Raw genomic sequence first — 22234 nt, 5'->3', positions numbered from 1 at the left:
TCATGATCGACTTTTACACTGCCGCGACCCCCAATGGTTTCAAGGTGGCAATCGCCCTCGAAGAGCTGGGTTTGCCCTATCGGGTCATTCCCCTCGATTTGTCGGCGCTGGATCAAAAAAAGCCGGAGTTTCTGGCCATCAACCCCAATGGCCGCATTCCGGCGATCGTCGACCGGGATAACGACGATTTCGCCGTGTTCGAGTCGGGGGCCATCCTCATCTATCTGGCGGAGAAAGCAGGCAAGTTGCTGCCCGCCGATCCCAAACGCCGCTCTCAGGCCATCCAGTGGCTGATGTTCCAGATGGGCGGGGTCGGGCCCATGATGGGGCAGGCCAACGTCTTCTATCGCTACTTCCCGGAGAAGATACCCGCCGCCATCGAGCGTTATCAGAAGGAGGGGCGTCGCCTGTTCGAGGTGCTCGACAGCCATCTGGCCCACCACGAATATCTGGCGGATGAGTACAGCATCGCCGACATTGCCACTTGGCCCTGGGTGCGCATTTATGACTGGAGCGGCATCTCCATCGAGGGATTGCCCCATCTGCAAGCCTGGATGGCCCGCATGGCAGAGAAGCCTGCCTGCCAGAAGGGGATCACCATACCGCCGCGCAAGGAGCAGCCCGATGAGCTGATCAAGCAGGCGCAGCAGATGGTAACGCGTTGATTTTTAACTGCCGACGGGGCGCCATGCCCCGTAATATTAGAAAAACTAGGGCAAGCTGATTATAAAGATTCGTTCGTTTTTTGTGAGCTGAGTCACTATGATGCCCCCATACCACCAAGCGTCCTGTGCGGTGGTCTGGCGGGCTCCCCGCCTATTGTTTCCAACACTGTTTTTGATTGCATCACAGCATCTGTGATCGGATTCCTCTGGGCAATTTTGTGCCAGAGGGGCGGCAGCATTTTTTCGATTTTTTGGGACTGATATGGATCGGCACAGTTTTTATCCGTTGTTTTTATTGACCATTCTGATGGTCGCTGTGGGCCAGATGACCCAGACCCTTTATGTTCCCTCCATTCCGATGATGGCGGGGGACTTCAATGTGGCCTCGGGCCAGTTGCAAGCAGTAATGGCCTGTTACCTTATCCCCTATGGCCTCTCCCAGTTTGTCTACGGGCCGCTGTCGGATCGTATCGGCCGTCGCCCAGTGCTGATCGTCGGCATGATGGTGTTTCTGGTTGGCACCCTGACCATCCAGCTCATCCCGCACTTCACCGCCTTGCTCGTGGGCAGCTTTATTCAAGGGCTGGGGACCGGTGCCGGTGGTGCCATGAGCCGTACCGTGATGCGCGATCGCTACAACGGCGCCGAGCTCAACCGCGCCAACAGTCTGGTGAGTATGGGGGTGATTTTCTCCCCGCTGCTGGCGCCTGTGCTGGGTGGCTGGTTGACCGAGCTGTTCAACTGGCGCGCCGGTTACTGGTTCCTGTTCGGCTTTGGCGCCGTGGCGACCCTTGCCATTCTGGCCTGGTTTGGCGAGACCCTGCCCGTCGCTGCCCGTCAGCCGCTGCGAGTCGGTGCCGCCTATCGCCACGTGCTGGGCAACCCGCGCTTTCAGGGCAACCTGCTCTGCCTGATGGCGACCTTTGCCGGTTTGGCGGTGTTTGAAGCGGCGGCCGGTGTATTGCTCGGTGATGTGCTGCAACTGAGCGCCCGTACCGTGAGCGTGCTGTTCGTGCTGCCGCTGCCCGGCTATCTGTTCGGTGCCTGGCTCTCTGCCAAGCTGAGCTTTCGCCTGAGCCAGGGCAAGCTGATGCGTCTGGGTATCGCCTTTCTGGCGCTGGGATCGCTGATCATTCTGGTGCCGGGGCTGTTCGGGGTGGTGAGTGCCGCCTCGCTGGTTGGGGGTGCTGCCGTCTACTTCATCGGTAGTGGCATTCTCTACCCGACCGCTACTTCCTGCGCCATCGAGCCCTTCCCGGGTCAGGCGGGGACGGCCGGTGCCATTCTCGGCGGGATGCAGAATCTGGGGGCCGGTATCGTGACTCTGCTGGCCGCCGGTTTCCCGATGACCGGTCAGGTGACCCTGGGTGCCATCATGACCCTGATGGTGCTGATCGTGGCGCTGAGCTTTGTCTGGTTACGCCACCATGGCTCACCCCACGAGCAGATGGCCATCTGATCAGCCGCTCTCTTTGCGCCTGGAGCAAGCCCACCCTCAGCGGTGGGCTTTGTTTTATCCGAAGAACGGGCAGGGAGATCGCATTCGCTTGATGGGGTGATCGCTGCGGTGAGGTGAACTTCAGGCAAAGAAAAAGCCCGTCACGCAGGTGACGGGCTTTTGCTGTTGGTACCCCGAGATGCCGTTGCCGGTTTGGGCCCTTGAACCGTAGGTTCAAGGCGGGAATCGAATCTGACCGCAGGCTTCTCGGTCGTGCCGAGCATGCGCAATAGCCAGAAGGCCGATCCCCTGTTGGGTATGATTATCGGCTCGGGGACTTGAACCGGCTGACAAACATCCCAGGGAATTTTAAAACGGTTTGCGATTAGGGCTGTTGCCCCTCTTCGCTGGAATCACCATATTGTCCGTGCTCGATCAGGGCCGCTTCGATGGTGCGCTGCAGCATCTTGATCCGCTTGTCCATGGTCTCAGAGTATTGGTGGTTCTTCTCTTTTTCAAGGCAGAGCTCATGACAGAAATTGAGCGCCGCCATGATAGCCAATTGCTCGTTGCTGGAGACTTTGGAACGTTGACGCAGGTCGATCAACTTGTCGGTCAGCTGCTCGGCGGCCTGGCGCAGGGCATCCTGCTGTCCCAAAGGACAGGATACCTTGTAGGGACGTCCCAAAATGACGATTTCTACGGCCTCTGTGCTCATGCCTTCCTCAATACGGCGGAGCTGATTTCCGCCTTTATCCACGTGGACAACTGGGCGGGACTATATAGCGCAGATGCATAAGTTTCAAGGCCTTGCTGGCTCTGGAAGAGGGAGAATGCTAGGATCCTGACCATTAATTCTGCAAATTTGACTGAACTTTGAGCGGATCCTCGATGAGCAAAACGAACCCCCTTAAATATGCGGCTGTGGCCGACATCATGGAACAGCATGAGCTGATGGCCAGCGCAGTAGAGGCCCATGGTGTGATCTGCGGTCTGGTGTGCGGTGGCGTGGCACTGGACGACAAGAGCTGGCTGCCCCATTTCAACGATCTGGTGAACGACGGTTTCGGCCTGCCGGCCCCGGTGCGCCAGGTGATGACCGATCTTTATCACAATGTGGTCGAGAGCCTGATGGCCCAGAAGGGCGTCGAGCTGCTGCTGCCAAGCGATGATGCTCCCCTCGACGAGCGAATCGATTCGCTGGTGGACTGGTCACAGGCATTTCTGGCCGGTTTCGGCGTGGTGCAGCAGGAGCTCTCCCGCGCATCGGAAGAGTTGCAGGAGATGATCCAGGATATCGCCAGCATTACTCAGGTCTCTGCCGAGTTCGATCAGGAAGATGACGAGAACGAAGCTTCCTTCCTGGTGCTCTACGAACACGTCAAACTGGGGGTCATGATGGCCTTCGAAGAGTTTGGCAAGCGCCCCGATACCCCGAGCGCGCCGCCGACCCTTCATTGAGGTGCGGGGCAACGCGGCCCTTACTGAATCTGCAAGAGCGCCTGATGGCGCTCTTTTTTATTCCCCTGTGGTGGCTAACCCTGTGAGGCACAAACGGTTTTTTGCCGGTGACCTCGCATTCGGCCAGCGGCTTTGTGATAGCATGAGGCCACCTTTTTCACTTCTTCCTCTCTGCTTATGTCTCAATCTGATGTGCGACAGGTCGATGTCACCCTGGTCGGCGGTGGAATGAGCGGCGCCGTGCTGGCGCTCTCGCTGGCAGCCCTGCTTCGATCCGATGGCTCCCCCCTCGAGATCCTGCTGCTGGAGGCAAGCGTCCCCGAACAGCACACCCATTCAGGGTTCGATGCCCGCGCCATTGCGCTCTCGGCTGGTACCTGTGATGCGCTGTTGCGACGCGGACTCTGGCCGCTGTTTGCCCCTCACTGCTCTCCCATTACCCATATTCATGTCTCGGATCGGGGCCACTGCGGTCAGGCTCGCCTGTCGGCGGCTGAATACGGTCTGCCCGCGCTGGGCCAGGTGATCGAGCTTGCTGCTGCCGGTCATGAGCTGCAACGGGCGATGACGGCCTCTCCCAATATCCGGGTCTGCTGTCCGGCCCGGGTGAGCGAGATTGTGCCCGATGAGGAGAAGGTGACCCTCACCCTCGAGAGCGGTGAACAGATTGAGACCCGCTTGCTGGTGGCGGCAGACGGGGGCAACTCCTTTGTGCGTCAGCACTTCAAGTTGCCAGTGACCCGCCACGACTTTGAGCAGCACGCCATCATCGCCACCGTCAAAACGGCGCAAGACCCAGAGGGGCGCGCCTTCGAGCGCTTTACCGAAGGGGGCCCGCTGGCCCTGCTGCCGATGCAGGAGGGGCTTTCATCCTTGGTGTGGAGCGTCGGGCAGCATGAGGTAGATGAGCTGATGGCCCTCGATGAGGCGGCGTTTCTCGCCCGTCTGCAGCAGGCCTTTGGCTGGCGGCTCGGCCGCTTCGAGCGATGCGGCGTGCGTAACGTCTATCCGCTCATTCTGACCGCCTGCGACTATCCGCTGGCCCAGCGTACCGTGCTGGTGGGCAATGCCGCCCATGCCCTGCACCCCATCGCCGGACAGGGCTTCAACCTCGGGATGCGGGATCTTGACCTGCTTACTGGCGCCGTAGCCAAGGCGCTGGCAGAGGGGGAGGATATCGGCAGCTTCAAGGTGCTGAGCGGTTACTGGCAGCAGCGCCAGCGCGATCAGGAGCAGACCGTCTGGCTCACCTCCTCGCTGGCCCAGCTCTTCTCCAATGGTCTCGATCCGCTGGTGGCAGGGCGCAATCTGGCGCTCACCCTGATGGGGCGGCTCCCGTGCCTCAAGGCGCCGCTCGCCTCGCGCACCCTGGGCTTTGTTGCCGATGTGTGCGGCAACTAGCCAGCACTGGTTGGGTGGAACCTGTTGGCCAGAAGATGGTGACCGCCATTCGTTGATCAAAACCTATTGAATAAAGAGGCGATGCCCGCGTGCGTCCCCTCGCTGGCCCGCCGGTCAGCCCAGAAAGGATGAGATGATGCAGATGCAAAATGTGGATGTGGTGATTGTCGGTGGCGGCATGGTGGGGCTGGGGCTCGCTGCGGCCCTGAAACATAGCGCCCTCAAGGTGCTGGTGGTGGAGGGGCAATTGCCCGACCCGCAGCTGGGGGAGGTGGCCGACAACCGGGTCAGCGCCCTGAGCCTCGCTAGCCAACAGATCCTGCGCCATGTTGGTGCCTGGGACGGCATCGAAGCGCGCCGCCTGCAGGCCTACGACAAGATGGCGGTGTGGGAGCAAGACAGTTTCGGCCATATCGACTTCGATGCCGCCAGCCTGCGTCAGGCCAACCTCGGCCATATTGTCGAGAATCGGGTGATCCAGCTGGCATTGCTTGAAGCCATTGCTGGTGCCAGCAATATCCAGTTGCTGACCCCCGCCAGAGCCAAGAGCCTGCAGAGCGGCCCGGCGGGCGCCCTGCTGCTCCTTGAAGATGGTCAGGCCATCTCGGCCAAACTGGTGGTGGCCGCCGATGGCGCCCACTCCTGGGTACGCCGTCAGGCCGATATCCCGCTCACCAGCTGGGATTACGGCCACCATGCATTGGTGGCGACGGTGCGCTGCGCCGAACCCCACGAGGCGGTGGCACGCCAGATCTTTACCCCGGATGGCCCGCTCGCCTTTTTGCCGCTGTGGCAGGAGAACCTCTGCTCCATCGTCTGGTCGCTGCCTGCGGCCCGCGCCGAGGCGCTCTGTGCCTGCGATGACGAGCAGTTCAATCGCCAGCTTACCGCCGCCTTCGATGCACGGCTCGGTCTGTGCAAGGTGGAGGGGCCGCGCAGCGCCATTCCGCTCACCGCCCGCTATGCCCGCGACTTTGCCCGTGAGCGGCTGGTGCTGGTGGGAGATGCCGCCCATACCATCCACCCGCTGGCGGGGCAGGGGGTCAACCTTGGCCTGCTGGATGCTGCCGCGCTGGCGGAGCAGATCTTGCAAAATCATGCCGCGGGCGAGGATATCGGCCTGCTCGCCAACCTGCGCAGCTACGAGCGCTGGCGCAAGAGCGAGGCGGCTCGCATGCTGGCGGCAATGGAGGGGCTCAAGCGGCTGTTCAGCGGCGCCAACCCGCTCAAGAAGCTGGTGCGGGGCGTGGGATTGCGCGCGGCCAATCTGCTGACGCCCTTCAAGGAGGGGGTGATCCGCGCCGCCATGGGGCTGGAGGGTGAGTTGCCCGCATTGGCCCGTCCTGACTGGGCTGTTGCGGCGACCAAGGGCAGTGCCATGCAGGCCAAGGGTGAAAAAAACTAATATTACTCGCCGTTTTTGACAACAAAAGTAATCCGACAAGGCTGATGACCCGTTTTGGGTGTCAGCCTTTAATTTTGCTCTGGAGCGAAACGTTTTTCTGCAAATTGTGACGAAACGGTAAAAATCAAAATTTAATCTCGCCTGAGTCGGCTTATGGCTGTTTTTATCACTGCATTTATCTTAGTGTCTGGAGTCAGTTTTACGGGAGGAGATTAGTTTTTTTTGAGCGGCACGCTCGCCTGCTTGTCATATAATCCGCTCCGTTCAAGGAATCCCTCTTGCCTGGCAAGGGCAGGAGCGAGCACACACTTTTGGATCCGGTCGCTATTTGCTGCGCACAGTGCAGTCAGAGCGGTGGCGCGGGTCGCAAGGGTGGTCGCCAAAGCGAAAAGGCTTTTTGCTAAGGAAAGAATGCGATGATCCAGACTACTGTACTGCATCCCAAACACCTAGAAGCCGGCGCCAAGATGGTGGACTTCCACGGTTGGGAAATGCCCATCAACTACGGCTCCCAGCTGGAAGAGCACCACGCGGTGCGCAGCGATGCCGGTATGTTCGATGTCTCCCACATGACCATCGTCGATTTGACCGGCGAACGGGTCAAGGCCTTTCTGCAACAGCTGCTGGCCAACGACGTGGCCAAACTCACTGCCCCCGGCAAGGCCCTCTACAGCGGCATGCTCAATCCGGAAGGCGGCGTGATCGATGACCTCATTACCTATTACCTGACCGATACCTTCTACCGGCTGGTGGTCAACTCCGCTACCCGTGAGAAAGATCTGGCCTGGATCCGCCATCACGCCATCGATTTCGATATCACAGTGACCGAGCGTCCCGAGCTCGCGATGATTGCGGTGCAGGGCCCCAACGCCAAGGTCAAGGCAGCTGCCGTGCTGAGCGCTGCCCAGCGTACCGCCGTGGTGGGGATGAAACCCTTCTTCGGCGTGCAGGCTGGCGATCTCTTTATCGCCACTACCGGTTACACCGGCGAAGATGGCTACGAGATTGTGGTGCCGCAAGAGCAAGCCTGCGAGCTCTGGCAGGCGCTGCTGGATAACGGCGTGGCCCCCTGTGGTCTCGGTGCCCGCGATACCCTGCGCCTCGAAGCGGGGATGAACCTCTACGGTCAGGACATGGACGAGTCAGTCTCTCCGCTCGCCGCCAACATGGCCTGGACCATCGCCTGGGAGCCGAGCGATCGCCACTTCATCGGCCGCGACGTGCTGGAAGCGCAGAAAGCGGCGGGCAACCAGCCCAAGCTGGTGGGTCTGGTGATGGAAGAGAAAGGGGTGCTGCGTGCCGGTATGCCGGTCACCTTCACTGCGGCAAACGGTGAGAAGCGGGAAGGTGTGATCACCTCCGGCTCTTTCTCCCCCACCCTGGGCTACAGTATTGCCCTGGCGCGGGTGCCCCGTGATATCGGTGAGCTAGCCGAGGTGGAGATCCGCAAAAAGCTGGTCACCGTGAAGGTCACCAAGCCCGCTTTCGTCCGTAACGGCCAGAAGCTGGTTTAATACCGTCCTGGGGGAGGGCAGAGCCTCCCCCATCCCTTTTCATATTCGTTTTTAAACGCGACTCAAAGATCAAAGGAAGCACAAATGAGCCATATCCCGAGCGAACTGAAATATGCCACTTCCCACGAGTGGATCCGTGTTGAAGCCAACGGCGAGGCCGTGGTCGGTATCACCGAGCACGCCCAGGAGCTGCTGGGTGACATGGTATTTGTCGAGCTGCCGGAAGTGGGCAAGCAGGTCAGTGCCGGTGACGATTGCGCCGTGGCCGAGTCGGTCAAGGCGGCCTCCGACATCTACAGCCCGGTGAGCGGCGAGATCATCGCCGTCAACGACGAGCTGGAAGGGAGCCCCGAGCTGGTCAACTCCGATCCTTACGGCGCTGGCTGGCTGTTCCGCATCAAGCTCGATGACGAGAGCGAGCTGGCCAACCTGCTGGATGCCGAAGGCTACCAGAACGTGGTGGACGAAGAGTAATGCCCCCGGGCCCTGCCAACACAGCAGGGCCCCTTTGTATGACCGCCAGCCGGGCAAGCACCGGCCGGTGGAAGGGTGAAGTCGTCCGCGCCTGCCGTTTGCCAGCCTAGGTGCCTAGGGGGCAAACGGGCCGGTTCGCAACAAGGCGATCCCCTCTCGATGCTGCCGCAGCATCCGGTGTCGCACCCTGTCTGCGGGACCCAGAACATGAGTGGAGTCGGTATCAGCCGACCATCAGGAACATCAGGTCTTGGTTATCAGGATTTCATGCCAGGACTTATTTACCAGGAAATAGGGAAATGACCCAGTCACTGTTTGAACTCGAGCAAAAAACCGATTTTGTCCGCCGCCATATCGGCCCGGGCGAGGAAGAGCTGCGCCAGCTGCTGGCGACCGTCGGGGCCGAAAGCCTGGACGATCTGATTGCCCAGACCGTGCCTGCCGCCATTCGCCTGCCGGGCCCGCTGGGGATCGGTGCCGGCATGACCGAAGTGGAGGCACTGGCCAAGCTCAGGGGCTATGCCGCTCAGAACAAGATCGCCAAGAGCTATATCGGCATGGGTTATCACGATACCCATGTGCCCCACGTCATTTTGCGCAACGTGCTGGAAAACCCGGGTTGGTATACCGCCTACACCCCCTACCAGCCCGAGCTGGCACAGGGCCGTCTCGAAGCCCTGCTCAACTTCCAGCAGCTGACGCTGGATCTCACCGGCATGGATCTGGCCAGTGCCTCCCTGCTGGATGAAGCGACCGCCGCTGCCGAAGCGATGGCGCTGGCCAAGCGGATGGCCAAGTCCAAATCCAATCTCTTCTTCGTGGCCGATGACGTGCACCCGCAGGTGATCGACGTGGTCAAGGAGCGCGCAGTTCACTTCGGTTTCGACGTGGTGGTCGGCGCCGCGAGCGATGCGGTGAGTGAAGAGGTGTTTGGTGCCCTGTTCCAGTACCCCACCACCACAGGTGAGGTGAAAGATCTGCGGGCGCTTATCGCCGCGGTACAGGCCCAGAAAGGGCTGGCCTGCGTCAGCGCCGATCTGCTCTCTCTGCTGCTGCTCAAATCCCCGGGCGAGCTGGGGGCCGACGTGGTGTTGGGCTCAGCCCAGCGCTTTGGCGTACCCATGGGCTATGGTGGCCCCCACGCCGCCTTCTTCGCCACCCGCGATGCCTACAAGCGCTCCATGCCGGGCCGCATCATTGGTGTCTCCAAGGATGCCCGTGGCAAGAGCGCCCTGCGCATGGCGATGCAGACCCGCGAGCAGCATATCCGCCGCGAGAAGGCCAACTCCAACATCTGTACTGCACAGGTGCTGCTGGCCAACATGGCGAGCTTCTACGCCGTCTACCACGGCCCGGTCGGGCTGAAAACCATCGCCTCCCGCGTGCACCGTCTGACCACCATTCTGGCGCTCGGCCTCAAGGCCAAGGGTGTGGCCCTCAAGCACGCCAGCTGGTTCGATACTCTCACAGTGCTGACCGCGGGCAAATCTGAGCTGATCGCCAAGGCCGAGGGGCTCGGCATCAACCTGCGTGCAGACCTCGACGGTGCAGTGGGCGTGTCGCTCTCTGAAACCACCACCCGCGCTGATGTGGTCGAGCTGTTTGATCTCTTCCTCGGTCAAGGTCACGGGCTCGATATCGAGGCCCTCGACAAGGCGGCGCAGGCCCATCACGCCATCCCGCAGGATCTGCTGCGCACCGATGCCGTGCTGACCCACGAGGTGTTCAACAAGTACCACTCCGAGACCGAGATGCTGCGCTACATCCACCGTCTCGAAGCCAAAGATCTGGCGCTCAACTACGCCATGATCTCCTTGGGCTCCTGCACCATGAAGCTCAACGCCACCGCCGAGATGATCCCGGTGACCTGGCCCGAGTTCGGCAAGTTGCACCCGTTCGCCCCGCTGGCGCAGGCCAAGGGCTATCAGCTGCTGCTGGCCGACCTCGAAAACTGGCTGGTGAAGGTGACCGGTTACGATGCGGTCTGCATGCAGCCCAACTCAGGTGCACAGGGCGAGTACGCGGGTCTGCTCGCCATCAAGAAATATCATGAGTCTCGCGGCGAGGGGCATCGCGACATCTGCCTCATTCCGGCTTCTGCCCACGGCACCAACCCGGCTTCTGCCCAGATGGCGGGGCTCAAGGTGATCGTCACCGCCTGTGACAAGGCCGGCAACGTGGATCTGGACGACCTGCGCGCCAAGGCCGCCGAGGCGGGTGATCAGCTCTCCTGTCTGATGGTGACCTACCCCTCCACCCACGGGGTGTATGAGGAGACCATCAAGGAGGTGTGCGACATCGTTCACCAGCACGGTGGTCAGGTTTACCTCGACGGCGCCAACATGAACGCGCAAGTCGGGCTGACGGCGCCAGGCTTTATCGGGGCGGATGTGTCACACCTCAACCTGCACAAGACCTTCGCCATTCCTCATGGCGGTGGCGGCCCGGGCATGGGCCCCATCGGCGTGAAGAAACACTTGGCGCCGTTCGTGGCCGGTCACGCCGTAGTCAAGACCGACAAGGAGAGCCGTGACAACGGCGCCGTGTCGGCGGCACCGTTCGGTTCGGCCAGCATCCTGCCCATCAGCTGGATGTATATCGCCATGCTGGGTGACGAAGGGCTGAAGAAATCCACTCAGGTCGCCATCCTCAACGCCAACTACTTGGCCAAGAAGCTGGGTGAATCCTTCCCGGTGCTCTACTCCGGCCGCAACGGTCGGGTGGCCCACGAGTGCATCCTGGATATCCGCCCGCTCAAAGAGGCGTCCGGCATCAGCGAGATGGACGTGGCCAAGCGGTTGATGGACTACGGCTTCCACGCGCCGACCATGAGCTTCCCGGTGGCGGGCACCCTGATGGTCGAGCCGACCGAATCTGAATCCAAGCGCGAGCTGGATCGCTTCGTCGAGGCGATGACTGCGATTCGCGCCGAGATTGCCAAGGTGCAGGATGGGCAGTGGAGCCTCACTGACAACCCGTTGGTCCATGCCCCGCACACTCAGGATGACGTGATGGATGAGCAGTGGTCCCGTGGCTACAGCCGCGCCGAGGCGGTTTTCCCGTCCGACGCCGTGCGCGCCAGCAAGCTCTGGCCGTCAGTGAATCGCATCGACGACGTTTACGGCGATCGCAACCTGTTCTGTGCCTGTATCCCGACCGAGGATTACGCCAAGTAAGTGGCGTGCTGATCACGGCCATTTAAGTTGGAAATTAAAAGGCCCTGCAACAGCAGGGCCTTTTAATTTTGTGCGGTGTCTAGGGAAGTGGGGGCGATTCAGTTTTATAAATCAATGCAGCTTGAATAGAATCAACTGAGGGCGATTCACTCAGCTTTTACGGTGCCAAAATAGCGTTCTCCTATGTTATAATTGCGCGCTATTTTTGACTGAAGATTGACTGGGCATGTTGGATCAGATTCGTATCGTTTTGGTAAACACCTCTCATACCGGCAACATGGGGTCTGCGGCGCGTGCCATGAAGACCATGGGGTTGACCCAACTGGTTCTGGTTGATCCGCAAGCCTTGCCGGATGACAATGCCTTCGCCCTGGCGGCAGGTGCCAGCGATGTGCTTGCCAATGCCCGTATCGTCCCGACGCTGGACGACGCGATCGCCGATTGTGGCCTGGTGATTGGCACCAGCGCCCGCTCCCGTACCCTGAGCTGGCCGATGCTTGACCCCCGTGAAGCCGGCGAGAAGGCGGTGGTTGAGGGGATGCAACACCCGGTCGCGCTGGTGTTTGGCCGTGAACGCACCGGTCTCACCAATGACGAGCTGCAAAAGTGCCACTACCACGTGGCCATTCCGGCCAATCCCGATTACAGCTCCCTCAATCTGGCCATGGCGGTGCAGACCCTCTGCTACGAAGTGCGGATGCGCTGGCTGCAGGGGCAGGCCGCCGAGCCTGAAGAGGAGATGGCCTATCCGAGTGCCGCCCAGCTGGAAGGGTTCTATCAGCACCTGGAACAAACCCTGATGAAGACCGGTTTTATTGCCGATGACCATCCGGGTCATGTGATGAGCAAGTTGCGTCGCTTGTTCAATCGGGCTCGGCCGGAAGCAGCTGAGCTCAACATTCTGCGCGGGATTTTGACCTCGGTGCAGAGAGCGCGCGTACCGGATTAATCCGACTGATTTACTCAACCATATACTTGACTGATTTGGTCGGGTATGTGACCATGTGCCCCATTAAATTGCTTCGCAAGACGGTAAGGCACATGAGACTGACTTCAAAAGGACGTTACGCTGTAACCGCCATGCTCGACGTGGCGCTGCATGCAGAGCAGGGGCCCGTCCCCCTTGCCGATATTTCCGAGCGCCAGGGCATTTCGTTGTCCTATCTCGAGCAGCTCTTTGCCCGCCTGCGCAAACATGGTCTGGTGAGCAGCGTGCGTGGCCCGGGTGGTGGTTATCGCCTCGGTCTGGCGCCGGACGAAATCTCGGTCGGTCAGGTGATCACCGCGGTCGATGAGTCGGTCGATGCCACCAAGTGTCTCGGCAAGGGCGGCTGCCACGGCGGTACCCAGTGCCTGACGCACTCCCTGTGGCGTGATCTGAGCGAGCGGATTTCCAGTTTCCTCGGGGATATCACTCTGGCCGAGCTGGTACGCCAGGCCGATGTGCGCCGGATTGCCGGCAAGCAAGATGAACAAATGAAGACCGTGTTGTCCCTGGTTGAACGGGCAGAACACGGCGATGTGAGCTTGAAAGTCCAACTATAAACGTGCTTTCCACAGCGGGATTCTGTATGACCCGGACTGTGACGGAGAAAAACATGAAACTGCCTATTTACCTTGATTATTCGGCAACCTGTCCGGTGGACCCGCGTGTCGCAGAAAAAATGATGCAGTGTCTCACCATGGATGGCCTGTTCGGCAATCCGGCTTCCCGTTCTCACCGCTTTGGCTGGCAAGCCGAAGAGGCGGTGGATCTGGCCCGTAATCAAGTGGCAGAGCTGATCGGTGCCGATCCCCGCGAGATCGTCTTCACCTCCGGTGCGACCGAATCCAATAACCTGGCCATCAAAGGTGTTGCCCACTTCTATGCCAGCAAGGGCAAGCACCTCATCACCTCCAAGACCGAGCATAAAGCGGTACTCGATACCTGCCGTCAGCTGGAGCGTGAAGGGTTCGAAGTGACCTACCTCGAGCCGATGCCCAATGGTCTGTTTACGCTCGAGATGATCGAGAATGCCATGCGTGATGACACCATTTTGGTGAGCCTGATGCATGTGAACAACGAAATTGGCGTGATCCAGGATATCAAGGGGCTGGGCGAACTGTGCCGCTCCCGCAAGATCCTGCTGCATGTGGATGCCGCCCAGAGCGTTGGCAAGGTAGAGATCGACGTCGAAGCGATGAAGATTGACCTGCTCTCTCTCTCCGCCCACAAAATTTATGGCCCGAAAGGGATCGGCGCGCTCTATGTTCGTCGCAAACCGCGCGTGCGTATCGAAGCCCAGATGCTCGGTGGTGGTCACGAGCGCGGCATGCGTTCCGGCACCCTGCCGACTCACCAGATCGTCGGTATGGGCGAAGCCTTCCGCATCGCCAAGGAAGAGATGGTCAGCGAGGGTGAGCGTGTCATGGCACTGCGTCAGCGTCTGTGGGATGGCCTCAAGGATATCGAAGCCGTTTACCTCAACGGTGATCTGGAACATCGCGTCTGCGGCAACCTCAACGTCAGCTTTGCCTATGTGGAAGGGGAATCCCTCATCATGGCGCTGAAAGATTTGGCGGTCTCTTCCGGCTCGGCCTGTACCTCTGCCAGCCTGGAACCCTCCTATGTGCTGCGCGCACTGGGTCTGAACGACGAGCTGGCACACAGCTCCATCCGTTTCAGCATCGGTCGCTTTACCACCGAGGAAGAGATTGACTACGCGGTCAAGCTTATTCGTGACTCCATCGGTCGTCTGCGCGAGATGTCCCCCCTGTGGGAGATGTACAAAGACGGCGTCGATCTGAACACGGTCGAATGGGCTCATCACTGATCCACCGGGTCAGTGAGCAACAGAATTAGCAGGAGTGAGATATGGCTTACAGTGAAAAAGTAATCGACCACTACGAGAATCCTCGCAACGTCGGTGGTTTCGACAAGAATGATCCCAGCATCGCGACCGGCATGGTCGGTGCGCCTGCTTGTGGCGACGTGATGAAGCTGCAATTGAAGATCAGCGACGAAGGCATCATCGAAGATGCCAAGTTCAAGACCTACGGCTGCGGTTCTGCCATCGCCTCCAGCTCCCTGGTGACCGAATGGGTCAAGGGCAAGACCCTGGACGAAGCGGCTGGCATCAAGAACACCGATATCGCCGAAGAGCTGGCCCTGCCACCGGTAAAGATCCACTGCTCCATTCTGGCCGAGGACGCCATCAAGGCCGCCATCGCCGATTACAAGCAGAAGAAAGGTCTCTAAGCGCCGGAGAGCAGTATGGCTATTACCATGACAGATGCCGCCGCGGCACGGGTTTCCTCTTTTCTGGCTAACCGGGGCAAGGGCATTGGCCTGCGCCTCGGTGTCAAGACCACCGGCTGCTCCGGTCTGGCCTACGTGCTTGAGTTCGTTGATGAACTGACCGATGAAGATCAGGTGTTCGAGCAGCAGGGCGTCAAGATTATTGTTGATGCCAAGAGCCTGATCCATCTGGATGGCACCGAGCTGGATTTCGTCAAGGAGGGCCTCAACGAGGGCTTCCAGTTCAACAACCCCAACGCCAAAGGCGAGTGTGGTTGCGGCGAAAGCTTTAGTGTCTGAGATGTTTGATCCTTCGTCTGTGGTTGAGCGGGTCGCCCATGACCCGTTCAACCACATCTCATTTGCCAAGGGCGAGTGAGGTTGTGGCGAACGTTTCCAAGAGGTTTGCATGAATCATTTCGAGCTGTTTGGGCTGGTTGAAGGCTTCGAGCTCGATACCCGTCAGTTGGCTGATACCTACCGCCAGCTGCAAACCCAATTCCATCCTGATCGTTTTGCCACCGCCCCCGAACGGGAGCAGCTGGCTGCGGTGCAACGTGCCGCCCAGATCAACGAAGCATTCACCACCCTCAAGGCGCCGCTGCGCCGTGCCGAATATCTGCTCTCCCTGCGTGGCACCGATATCCGTGGTGAACAGCAGACCCTGCAAGATACCGCATTTCTGATGCAGCAGCTGGAGTGGCGCGAGCGTCTGGCCGATCTGAAAGATGACGCTGACCCTGAGCGCGCCATCAAGGATTTTCGCAGCGAGATCAGGCATGATCACCAGATGTTGATGCAGCAGCTGACCGAGTCTCTTACCGCCGGTAAAGATCTTGTTGCCGCTGATTGCGTTCGCAAACTCAAGTTTGTCGACAAGCTCCTCGAAGAGCTGGAACGATTCGAAGACTCGCTTCTCGAGTCTTGATCCTTTAACGCTGGAAGTTTCATTACCCATGGCATTACTGCAAATCGCCGAACCCGGCCAGAGCGCTGTACCTCATCAGCACAAACGTGCCGTCGGCATCGATCTCGGCACCACCAACTCTCTCGTCGCTGCGGTTCGCAGCGGTCACGCCGATACCCTTTGCGATGAGCAAGGGCGCGACCTGCTCCCGTCAGTGGTGCACTATCAAAGCGACGCCATTCGCGTGGGGATTGATGCCAAGCGTGAAGCGGCACTCGATCCTCACAACACCATCGTCTCGGTCAAACGGATGATGGGCAAGGCGCTGGCGGATATCGATACCCGCCAGCAGCCTTATCAGTTTGTTGCCGCCGACAATGGCATGCCGCAACTGCAAACCCGTCAGGGGCTGGTCAATCCGGTGCAGGTCTCGGCCGAAATTCTCAAAAAGCTGGCCGAGCGTGGCGCCGCCTCGCTCGGTGGCGATCTCGACGGCGTGGTCATTACCGTGCCCGCCTATTTCGACGATGCCCAGCGTCAGGGCACCAAGGACGCGGCCCGTCTGGCCGGTCTGCACGTGCTGCGGCTGCTCAATGAGCCGACCGCAGCCGCGATTGCCTATGGCCTCGACACCGGTCAGGAAGGGGTGATTGCGGTTTACGATCTGGGGGGCGGTACCTTCGATATCTCCATCCTGCGGCTGCACCGCGGCGTCTTTGAAGTGATGGCTACCGGCGGTGATTCGGCCCTCGGCGGCGATGACTTCGATCACCTGCTGGCGGACTGGATCAAGGAACAGGCGGGCCTATCCGGCGATCTGGATGCCCATCTGCAGCGCGAGCTGCTGGATGTGGCTGCTGCCGTCAAACACGGCTTGACCGATACCGACAGCGTTCCCTGCACCTTTGCTGGCTGGCAGGGTTGCGTGACCCGCAGCCAGTTTGATGAGCTCATTACCCCGCTGGTGAAACGGACCTTGCTGGCTTGCCGCCGCGCCCTGCGCGATGCGGGCCTTGAGCAGGTGGAAGTGCTGGAAGTGGTGATGGTCGGTGGCTCCACCCGGGTGCCGCTGGTGCGTGAACTGGTGGGCGAGTTCTTCCAGCGTACGCCGCTGACCAGCATCGATCCGGACAAGGTGGTCGCCATTGGCGCCGCCATCCAGGCCGATATTCTGGTGGGCAACAAGCCCGATGCCGAGATGCTGCTGCTGGACGTTATCCCCCTGTCGCTGGGTCTGGAGACCATGGGGGGCCTCGCCGAGAAGGTGATCCCGCGCAACACCACCATTCCGGTGGCCCGCGCCCAGGAGTTCACCACCTTCAAGGATGGTCAGACCGCCATGGCCATTCACGTGGTACAGGGTGAGCGCGAGTTGGTGGCCGATTGCCGCTCCCTGGCCCGCTTTACCCTGACCGGTATTCCGCCGATGGCTGCCGGCGCCGCCCATATTCGCGTCACCTTCCAGGTGGATGCGGATGGTCTGCTCTCGGTTAGCGCCATGGAGAAATCCTCCGGCGTGCAGGCCGAGATCCAGGTCAAGCCCTCTTACGGGCTGGCGGAGCAGGATATCCTCACCATGCTGAGTGCCTCCATCGAGAACGCCCAGCAGGATATGGATGCCCGCATGCTGGCCGAGCAGCAGGTTGAAGCCGACCGGGTGGTCGAGAGTCTCAATGCGGCGCTGGCCGCCGATGGCGATGCCCTGCTGAACGCAGCCGAGCGAGCCGAGATTGATGCCGCCATCGCCCATCTGCTGACCATGCGCAACGCAGGCTCAACCCATCAAATCAAAGAAGCCATTGAGGCGGCAGATGCTGTCAGTGGCGAGTTTGCAGCCCGCCGGATGGATGCCTCCATTCGCAAGGTGCTGACCGGACAAAACGTCAACAAGGTGTAATATGCCAAAACTGATCATTCTTCCTCATCCCGTACTCTGTCCGGATGGCGCCGCCCTCGAGGGGCAAAGTGGTGAGACCATTCTGGATGTGGCGCTGCGCAACGGTATCGAGATCGAGCACGCCTGCGAGAAATCCTGTGCCTGCACTACCTGCCATTGTGTGGTGCGCGAGGGCTTTGACTCTCTCGAGCCAAGCGACGAGCTGGAAGACGATATGCTGGACAAGGCGTGGGGACTGGAGCCGGAATCGCGCCTCAGCTGCCAGGCAAAACTGGCGGACGAGGATCTGGTGGTGGAACTGCCCAAGTACACCCTGAACCTTGCCTCAGAGCGCCATTAATTACACATGAGTGAATTGCACGTGCAGCATCCTGTGGTGCTTCGGTGATATGGTGGAAGGCCGTGACCCTCGGGGGCACGGCCTTTTTTGTATTCGTTATTCTCGCTTTGCCAATAAGCTCTTTCCCATAAAGAGTGCTTATAAAGGCTATTTGCATCCTAGGGTTGAATCGGCGATATCCCAAAAAATAGACATTAGTCAGTTTTGTGCAATACGCGGTTGATTTGTCCTGCAACCATGATAGTCTGTTTTATGCAAACTATGGTTGGAGAACCGCATGGCAGAACATACAGGCTCAGGCGCATCACTGGCAGATTTCATCTGGAAAAATGCTGAAGACCTTTGGGGTGATTTCAAGCACACCGACTTTGGCAAAATCATATTGCCGTTCACGCTGCTGCGCCGCCTTGAGTGCGTTTTGGAGCCGACCCGCAAGGAAGTCTGTGACTCTCATGCTGCTCATAAGGCATCCGGGATCGACATTGACCTGATCCTGCGTCAAGCCACTCGCTACCCGTTCTACAACACATCTGAATACGCGCTGGGTAATTTGGGCAGCACCAAGACCCGCCAGAACCTCCAAGACTACATCGCCCACTTCTCCGACAATGCTCGGATTATCTTCGAGCAATTCGATTTCTCGAATACTGTTATCCGGCTCGACAAGGCCGGTGTGCTATTCAAGATTTGCAAGAATTTTGCAGGCGTTGATCTTCATCCAGAGGTCGTATCGGATCGGGTCATGAGCAATCTGTACGAACACCTCATTCGCCGCTTTGGTGCTGAGGTGAATGAAGGGGCTGAGGACTTCATGACGCCCCGCGATGTGGTGCATCTGGCCACGGCTCTGCTTCTTGATCCCGATGATGCGCTCTTCGAGTCCAATCCCGGTTTGATCCGCACCCTGTATGACCCGACCTGTGGCACAGGCGGCTTCCTGACCGATGCCATGAACCACGTCGCTGAATACAGCAATCGCTTCAAAGTTCCGCCTGTGCTTGTTCCGCACGGACAAGAGCTTGAGCCTGAAACTCATGCCGTCTGCCTGACCAGCATGTTGCTTCGCACGCTGGAATCTGATCCTGGCCGCGACCTGTCGAAGAATATCCGGCTGGGCAGCACTCTCTCCAATGACCAGTTCGCCAACGAGCGTTTCCATTACTGCCTCTCGAATCCTCCTTTTGGCAAGAAATGGGAGAAAGATTCCGACGTCGTAAACACCGAGCACAAAGAAAAGAAATACGACGGTCGTTTTGGCCCAGGCCTGCCGCGCATCAACGACGGCTCCATGCTGTTCCTGCTGCACCTAGCCAGCAAGCTGGAGTTGCCGGAGAACGGCGGTGGCCGCGCCGCTATCGTGTTGTCCGGTTCGCCCTTGTTTAATGGTGGCGCATCGTCAGGAGAATCTGAAATTCGTCGCTGGCTGCTTGAAAACGATCTGGTTGAAGCCATCGTGGCGCTGCCCACGGAAATCTTCTTCCGCACAGGCATCGGCACTTACCTCTGGATCCTCTCGAACAAAAAGGCTGCGCACCGGGAAAAGAAGGTGCAACTGATCAATGCCACAAGTTTCTGGTCGTCGATCAAGAACGAAGGCAACAAGCGCCGCAGCGTTGATGATGATCATCGCAGCCAAATCGTCGACATCTATGCCGCTGCCGAGAACAGCGAAGTCTCCCGGATGATCGATTACCGCAGCTTTGGCTATCGCCGCATCAAGGTCTTGCGTCCGCTGCGCATGTCGCTGGTCATCGACGACAAAGGGCTGGCCAAGCTGCAAGACGAAAAGGCGTGGCAAAAGTTATCGGCAGAGCACCAACAAATCTGGCTGGACGCATTGCATCTGCACTTGGGCACGACCCAACTCGTTGGTTGGGCAGAAACCTTCGCCGATGAAATGGTGCGTTCGGTGCTGGCTGCTGGCACGGTTATCAAGGCAGGCAAACCCTTCGTGAAATCCTTGGTGAATTCATTTGGTCAGCGCGTTCCGCAGGGTGAGGCGGTACTCGATGCGAATGGTGTAGTGATCTCCGATCCTGAACTGACCGACTACGAGAATGTGCCGCTGACCGAAGACATCCGCGACTACCTTGCTCGTGAGGTGCTGCCACATCTGCCGGATGCCTATATTGATGAGTCCTTTTGCGACGAGAAGGACAAGAAAGTTGGCCGCGTGGGTTACGAAATCAACTTCAACCGCTTCTTCTACAAATATGTGCCGCCGCGCAAGCTGAATGACATCGATGCCGAACTGAAACAGGTTGAGTCGGAGATTGCCGCACTTCTCGCTGAGGTAGCCACAGAATGAGCCAATTAACCCACGCACCGGACGCTCTCCTGTCAGAAATCCGTGGCTTGATAGACGATGCCAGGCGGCAAGTTGCCCAGATCGCCAACAGCGCCTTGACGCTTACCTACTGGAAAATCGGCAAGCGAATTGGCGTTGAAATTCTTGGCGGTGAGCGTGCTGCCTACGGTAGCCAGATTGTCGTATCGCTGGCACGACAATTGGAGCAGGACTACGGCAACGGTTTTGGAGAGAAAAATCTCCGCAGAATGATCCAGTTCGCCGAAGTGTTCCCCGATGAAGGGATTGTCGTATCGCTGATACGAGAATTGACCTGGACGCACTTCATTGCCTTATTGCCGCTGAAAGACCCGCTCGCCCGCGAGTTCTACGCCGAAATGTGCCGTGTGGAGCGCTGGAGTGTTCGTACCTTGCGGCAGAAGATCAACGGCATGCTTTTCGAGCGCACGGTCCTGTCGAAAAACAGCGAGGAAGTTGTCCGACAGGAATTGGCCACCTTGCGCGACGGGCAGATGACGCCGGATATGGTGTTCCGTGATCCATATCTGCTCGATTTCCTTGGCCTCTCTGGCGCTTACAGCGAAAAAGACTTGGAGGCGGCCATCCTGCGCGAAATGGAGTCCTTCCTGCTCGAAATGGGCAGCGGATTCTGTTTTGTTGAGCGGCAAAAGCGCATGAGCGTCGGTGGAGATGATTTTTACCTCGACCTCCTGTTCTATCACCGCCATCTGCGCCGCCTGGTGGCCATTGAACTGAAGCTGGAGAAATTCCAGCCCAGCCACAAAGGCCAGATGGAGCTTTATCTGCGCTGGCTGGACAAGCACGAACGCACTGTCGGCGAAGAACCTCCGATTGGTCTCATTTTGTGCGCGAGTGCCGATGCCGAGCAGGTAGAACTGCTGCAACTGGATGAGGCCTCCATTCGGGTCGCGGAATACCTGGTCGAATTGCCGCCCGTTGCGGTACTGCGGGAGCGTCTGCATCGTGCCATCGAGCACGCACGGGAACGCACCGCCCTGGCTGCGTCGGATGGAGAGCAAGCATGAGCCACTACAAGCCTTACCCGGTCTATCGGGATTCCGGCGTGGAATGGATTGGACAGGTGCCGGAGCATTGGCGGGTTACTCCGCTCAAGGTAATTGCGGAAACCGTAAATGGCACAACTCCCGAAAGCGGCAAACCAGAATACTGGGATGGGGATATTGCGTGGTACACCCCGACAGACATCGATAATGAAGTCGCGTCAGAACTTGGAGTTCCACGTCGCTACATTACCCAAGCGGGCTATGAAAGCTGTGCTGTAAAACTATCCCCTCCTGGAAGCGTGATTCTCAGTACCCGCGCACCTATTGGTAGTGTTGGAATAACAACGATCCCTTCAACAATTAACCAAGGCTGCCGCACTCTAATACCGGCGCAGGATGTACCCACAAGTTATTTGGCATCAACGTTAGTTGCAGCCAGAGAAGAATTGCGGCTGCGGGGTAACGGCACGACCTTTCAGGAATTGTCGACTGAGGCGTTAAGGTCTTTGCGTGTTCCAATGCCTCCGCGTTCGGAGTGCGTTTCTATTGCCAGCGGCCTTGACCGCGAAACCGCCCGCTTCGACGCCTTGATTGCCAAGAAAACCCGCTTCATCGAACTGCTGAAGGAAAAGCGCCAGGCGCTCATCACGCATGCCGTCACCAAGGGGCTGAACCCCAAGGCGAAGATGAAGGCTTCTGGGGTGGAGTGGATTGGGGAGGTGCCGGAGCATTGGGCTGTTTGCAAGCTCAGTTACAGGTACTCAGTTGAACTGGGAAAGATGTTGGACGAGAAGCGCATCACGGGGCAACACCCGATCCCCTATTTGAGGAACAAGGATGTTCAATGGGACAGCATCAATACTGCTGAACCGCGAATTCAGATAATAACTGCAACACCCATGGTGCATAGGAGAGAAGAGGCCAACTGCCGGTTCTGGTACGCTTC

20 protein-coding genes and 1 other RNA gene are annotated in these 22234 nt (G+C 59.0%); 19 read left to right on the top strand and 2 right to left on the bottom strand.

Annotation, left to right across the window (positions count from 1 at the left end):
* Positions 1-2: 2 nt before the first annotated feature.
* Together OKC27_RS19085 and emrD are read left to right on the top strand one after the other, a co-directional pair.
* Positions 3-665: a glutathione S-transferase family protein gene (locus tag OKC27_RS19085; protein WP_111809563.1), complete on the top strand. Its 663-nt coding sequence runs from the start codon at positions 3-5 to the stop codon at positions 663-665.
* 262 nt (positions 666-927) lie between these two features.
* Positions 928-2124 carry a multidrug efflux MFS transporter EmrD gene (gene emrD / locus OKC27_RS19080; protein ID WP_042657566.1) on the top strand — a complete coding sequence of 399 codons (1197 nt, stop codon included), beginning with the start codon at positions 928-930 and terminating at the stop codon, positions 2122-2124.
* 166 nt (positions 2125-2290) lie between these two features.
* Here emrD and ssrS read toward each other — a convergent pair.
* Positions 2291-2472, bottom strand: a non-coding RNA gene (gene ssrS / locus OKC27_RS19075) — 6S RNA.
* A gap of 16 nt (positions 2473-2488) precedes the next feature.
* Positions 2489-2821: a cell division protein ZapA gene (gene zapA / locus OKC27_RS19070; RefSeq protein WP_005333910.1), complete on the bottom strand. Its 333-nt coding sequence runs from the start codon at positions 2819-2821 to the stop codon at positions 2489-2491.
* A 173-nt stretch (positions 2822-2994) separates the two neighbouring features.
* Here zapA and OKC27_RS19065 point away from each other — a divergent pair, with 173 nt between their 5' ends.
* From OKC27_RS19065 to OKC27_RS18985, 17 genes are all read left to right on the top strand, one after another.
* The gene (locus tag OKC27_RS19065; protein ID WP_005333908.1) at positions 2995-3564 is read left to right on the top strand and encodes a UPF0149 family protein; all 570 of its coding nucleotides are present in this window, start codon (positions 2995-2997) and stop codon (positions 3562-3564) included.
* A gap of 177 nt (positions 3565-3741) precedes the next feature.
* Positions 3742-4965 carry a 2-octaprenyl-6-methoxyphenyl hydroxylase gene (gene ubiH, locus OKC27_RS19060; protein WP_270806617.1) on the top strand — a complete coding sequence of 408 codons (1224 nt, stop codon included), beginning with the start codon at positions 3742-3744 and terminating at the stop codon, positions 4963-4965.
* 136 nt (positions 4966-5101) lie between these two features.
* Positions 5102-6370, top strand: a complete 1269-nt coding sequence (locus OKC27_RS19055) for an FAD-dependent 2-octaprenylphenol hydroxylase (protein ID WP_234601591.1) — start codon at positions 5102-5104, stop codon at positions 6368-6370.
* Positions 6371-6786: 416 nt separating this feature from the next.
* Positions 6787-7884: a glycine cleavage system aminomethyltransferase GcvT gene (gene gcvT, locus OKC27_RS19050; protein WP_270806616.1), complete on the top strand. Its 1098-nt coding sequence runs from the start codon at positions 6787-6789 to the stop codon at positions 7882-7884.
* Between the two features lie 84 nt (positions 7885-7968).
* Entirely contained in the window at positions 7969-8358 is a 390-nt protein-coding gene (gcvH, locus tag OKC27_RS19045) for a glycine cleavage system protein GcvH (RefSeq protein WP_139408747.1), read from the top strand.
* 299 nt (positions 8359-8657) lie between these two features.
* Entirely contained in the window at positions 8658-11534 is a 2877-nt protein-coding gene (gene gcvP, locus OKC27_RS19040) for an aminomethyl-transferring glycine dehydrogenase (protein WP_182937705.1), read from the top strand.
* 226 nt (positions 11535-11760) lie between these two features.
* The gene (gene trmJ / locus OKC27_RS19035) at positions 11761-12483 is read left to right on the top strand and encodes a tRNA (cytosine(32)/uridine(32)-2'-O)-methyltransferase TrmJ (RefSeq protein WP_182937704.1); all 723 of its coding nucleotides are present in this window, start codon (positions 11761-11763) and stop codon (positions 12481-12483) included.
* 92 nt (positions 12484-12575) lie between these two features.
* Positions 12576-13079 (top strand): Fe-S cluster assembly transcriptional regulator IscR, encoded by a 504-nt coding sequence (iscR, locus tag OKC27_RS19030; protein WP_042063444.1) that lies wholly within the window; start codon positions 12576-12578, stop codon positions 13077-13079.
* Between the two features lie 53 nt (positions 13080-13132).
* Positions 13133-14347, top strand: coding sequence for an IscS subfamily cysteine desulfurase (locus OKC27_RS19025; protein WP_270806615.1), 1215 nt, complete (start codon positions 13133-13135; stop codon positions 14345-14347).
* Between the two features lie 41 nt (positions 14348-14388).
* Positions 14389-14772, top strand: coding sequence for a Fe-S cluster assembly scaffold IscU (gene iscU / locus OKC27_RS19020; protein ID WP_040094674.1), 384 nt, complete (start codon positions 14389-14391; stop codon positions 14770-14772).
* A 15-nt stretch (positions 14773-14787) separates the two neighbouring features.
* Entirely contained in the window at positions 14788-15111 is a 324-nt protein-coding gene (iscA, locus tag OKC27_RS19015; RefSeq protein WP_005333812.1) for an iron-sulfur cluster assembly protein IscA, read from the top strand.
* A 109-nt stretch (positions 15112-15220) separates the two neighbouring features.
* On the top strand, positions 15221-15739 hold the full coding sequence (hscB, locus tag OKC27_RS19010; RefSeq protein WP_182937703.1) for a co-chaperone HscB: 519 nt from the start codon (positions 15221-15223) through the stop codon (positions 15737-15739).
* Positions 15740-15767: 28 nt separating this feature from the next.
* Positions 15768-17615, top strand: a complete 1848-nt coding sequence (gene hscA, locus OKC27_RS19005) for a Fe-S protein assembly chaperone HscA (RefSeq protein WP_182937702.1) — start codon at positions 15768-15770, stop codon at positions 17613-17615.
* 1 nt (position 17616) lies between these two features.
* On the top strand, positions 17617-17955 hold the full coding sequence (gene fdx / locus OKC27_RS19000; RefSeq protein WP_005333808.1) for an ISC system 2Fe-2S type ferredoxin: 339 nt from the start codon (positions 17617-17619) through the stop codon (positions 17953-17955).
* A 277-nt stretch (positions 17956-18232) separates the two neighbouring features.
* On the top strand, positions 18233-20263 hold the full coding sequence (locus OKC27_RS18995) for a type I restriction-modification system subunit M (protein WP_100229849.1): 2031 nt from the start codon (positions 18233-18235) through the stop codon (positions 20261-20263).
* A complete protein-coding gene (locus tag OKC27_RS18990) occupies positions 20260-21309 on the top strand; it encodes a PDDEXK nuclease domain-containing protein (protein WP_100229850.1) in 1050 nt (349 codons plus the stop codon). Before OKC27_RS18995 ends, OKC27_RS18990 begins: the two co-directional genes overlap by 4 nt.
* Positions 21306-22234 (top strand): restriction endonuclease subunit S (locus tag OKC27_RS18985; RefSeq protein ID WP_270806614.1); only part of this gene is annotated, 929 nt, incomplete at its 3' end. The genes OKC27_RS18990 and OKC27_RS18985, both read left to right, overlap by 4 nt.

It is taken from the genome of Aeromonas sp. QDB62 (assembly GCF_027705695.1).
GTDB classification, from domain to species: domain Bacteria; phylum Pseudomonadota; class Gammaproteobacteria; order Enterobacterales; family Aeromonadaceae; genus Aeromonas; species Aeromonas allosaccharophila.
The sequence above is the reverse complement of the archived record's forward strand: the minus strand, read 5'-3'. Positions and strand labels throughout refer to the sequence as shown.

Coding starts and splice junctions, on each gene's coding strand:
- gcvH (WP_139408747.1), top strand. CDS start 7,969: ATGAGCCATATCCCGAGCGAACTGAAATATGCCACTTCCCACGAGTGG.
- OKC27_RS19065 (WP_005333908.1), top strand. CDS start 2,995: ATGAGCAAAACGAACCCCCTTAAATATGCGGCTGTGGCCGACATCATG.
- OKC27_RS19025 (WP_270806615.1), top strand. CDS start 13,133: ATGAAACTGCCTATTTACCTTGATTATTCGGCAACCTGTCCGGTGGAC.
- iscA (WP_005333812.1), top strand. CDS start 14,788: ATGGCTATTACCATGACAGATGCCGCCGCGGCACGGGTTTCCTCTTTT.
- ubiH (WP_270806617.1), top strand. CDS start 3,742: ATGTCTCAATCTGATGTGCGACAGGTCGATGTCACCCTGGTCGGCGGT.
- OKC27_RS18995 (WP_100229849.1), top strand. CDS start 18,233: ATGGCAGAACATACAGGCTCAGGCGCATCACTGGCAGATTTCATCTGG.
- gcvT (WP_270806616.1), top strand. CDS start 6,787: ATGATCCAGACTACTGTACTGCATCCCAAACACCTAGAAGCCGGCGCC.
- zapA (WP_005333910.1), bottom strand. CDS start 2,821: ATGAGCACAGAGGCCGTAGAAATCGTCATTTTGGGACGTCCCTACAAG.
- iscR (WP_042063444.1), top strand. CDS start 12,576: ATGAGACTGACTTCAAAAGGACGTTACGCTGTAACCGCCATGCTCGAC.
- iscU (WP_040094674.1), top strand. CDS start 14,389: ATGGCTTACAGTGAAAAAGTAATCGACCACTACGAGAATCCTCGCAAC.
- gcvP (WP_182937705.1), top strand. CDS start 8,658: ATGACCCAGTCACTGTTTGAACTCGAGCAAAAAACCGATTTTGTCCGC.
- OKC27_RS18990 (WP_100229850.1), top strand. CDS start 20,260: ATGAGCCAATTAACCCACGCACCGGACGCTCTCCTGTCAGAAATCCGT.
- emrD (WP_042657566.1), top strand. CDS start 928: ATGGATCGGCACAGTTTTTATCCGTTGTTTTTATTGACCATTCTGATG.
- trmJ (WP_182937704.1), top strand. CDS start 11,761: ATGTTGGATCAGATTCGTATCGTTTTGGTAAACACCTCTCATACCGGC.
- hscB (WP_182937703.1), top strand. CDS start 15,221: ATGAATCATTTCGAGCTGTTTGGGCTGGTTGAAGGCTTCGAGCTCGAT.
- hscA (WP_182937702.1), top strand. CDS start 15,768: ATGGCATTACTGCAAATCGCCGAACCCGGCCAGAGCGCTGTACCTCAT.
- fdx (WP_005333808.1), top strand. CDS start 17,617: ATGCCAAAACTGATCATTCTTCCTCATCCCGTACTCTGTCCGGATGGC.
- OKC27_RS19085 (WP_111809563.1), top strand. CDS start 3: ATGATCGACTTTTACACTGCCGCGACCCCCAATGGTTTCAAGGTGGCA.
- OKC27_RS19055 (WP_234601591.1), top strand. CDS start 5,102: ATGCAGATGCAAAATGTGGATGTGGTGATTGTCGGTGGCGGCATGGTG.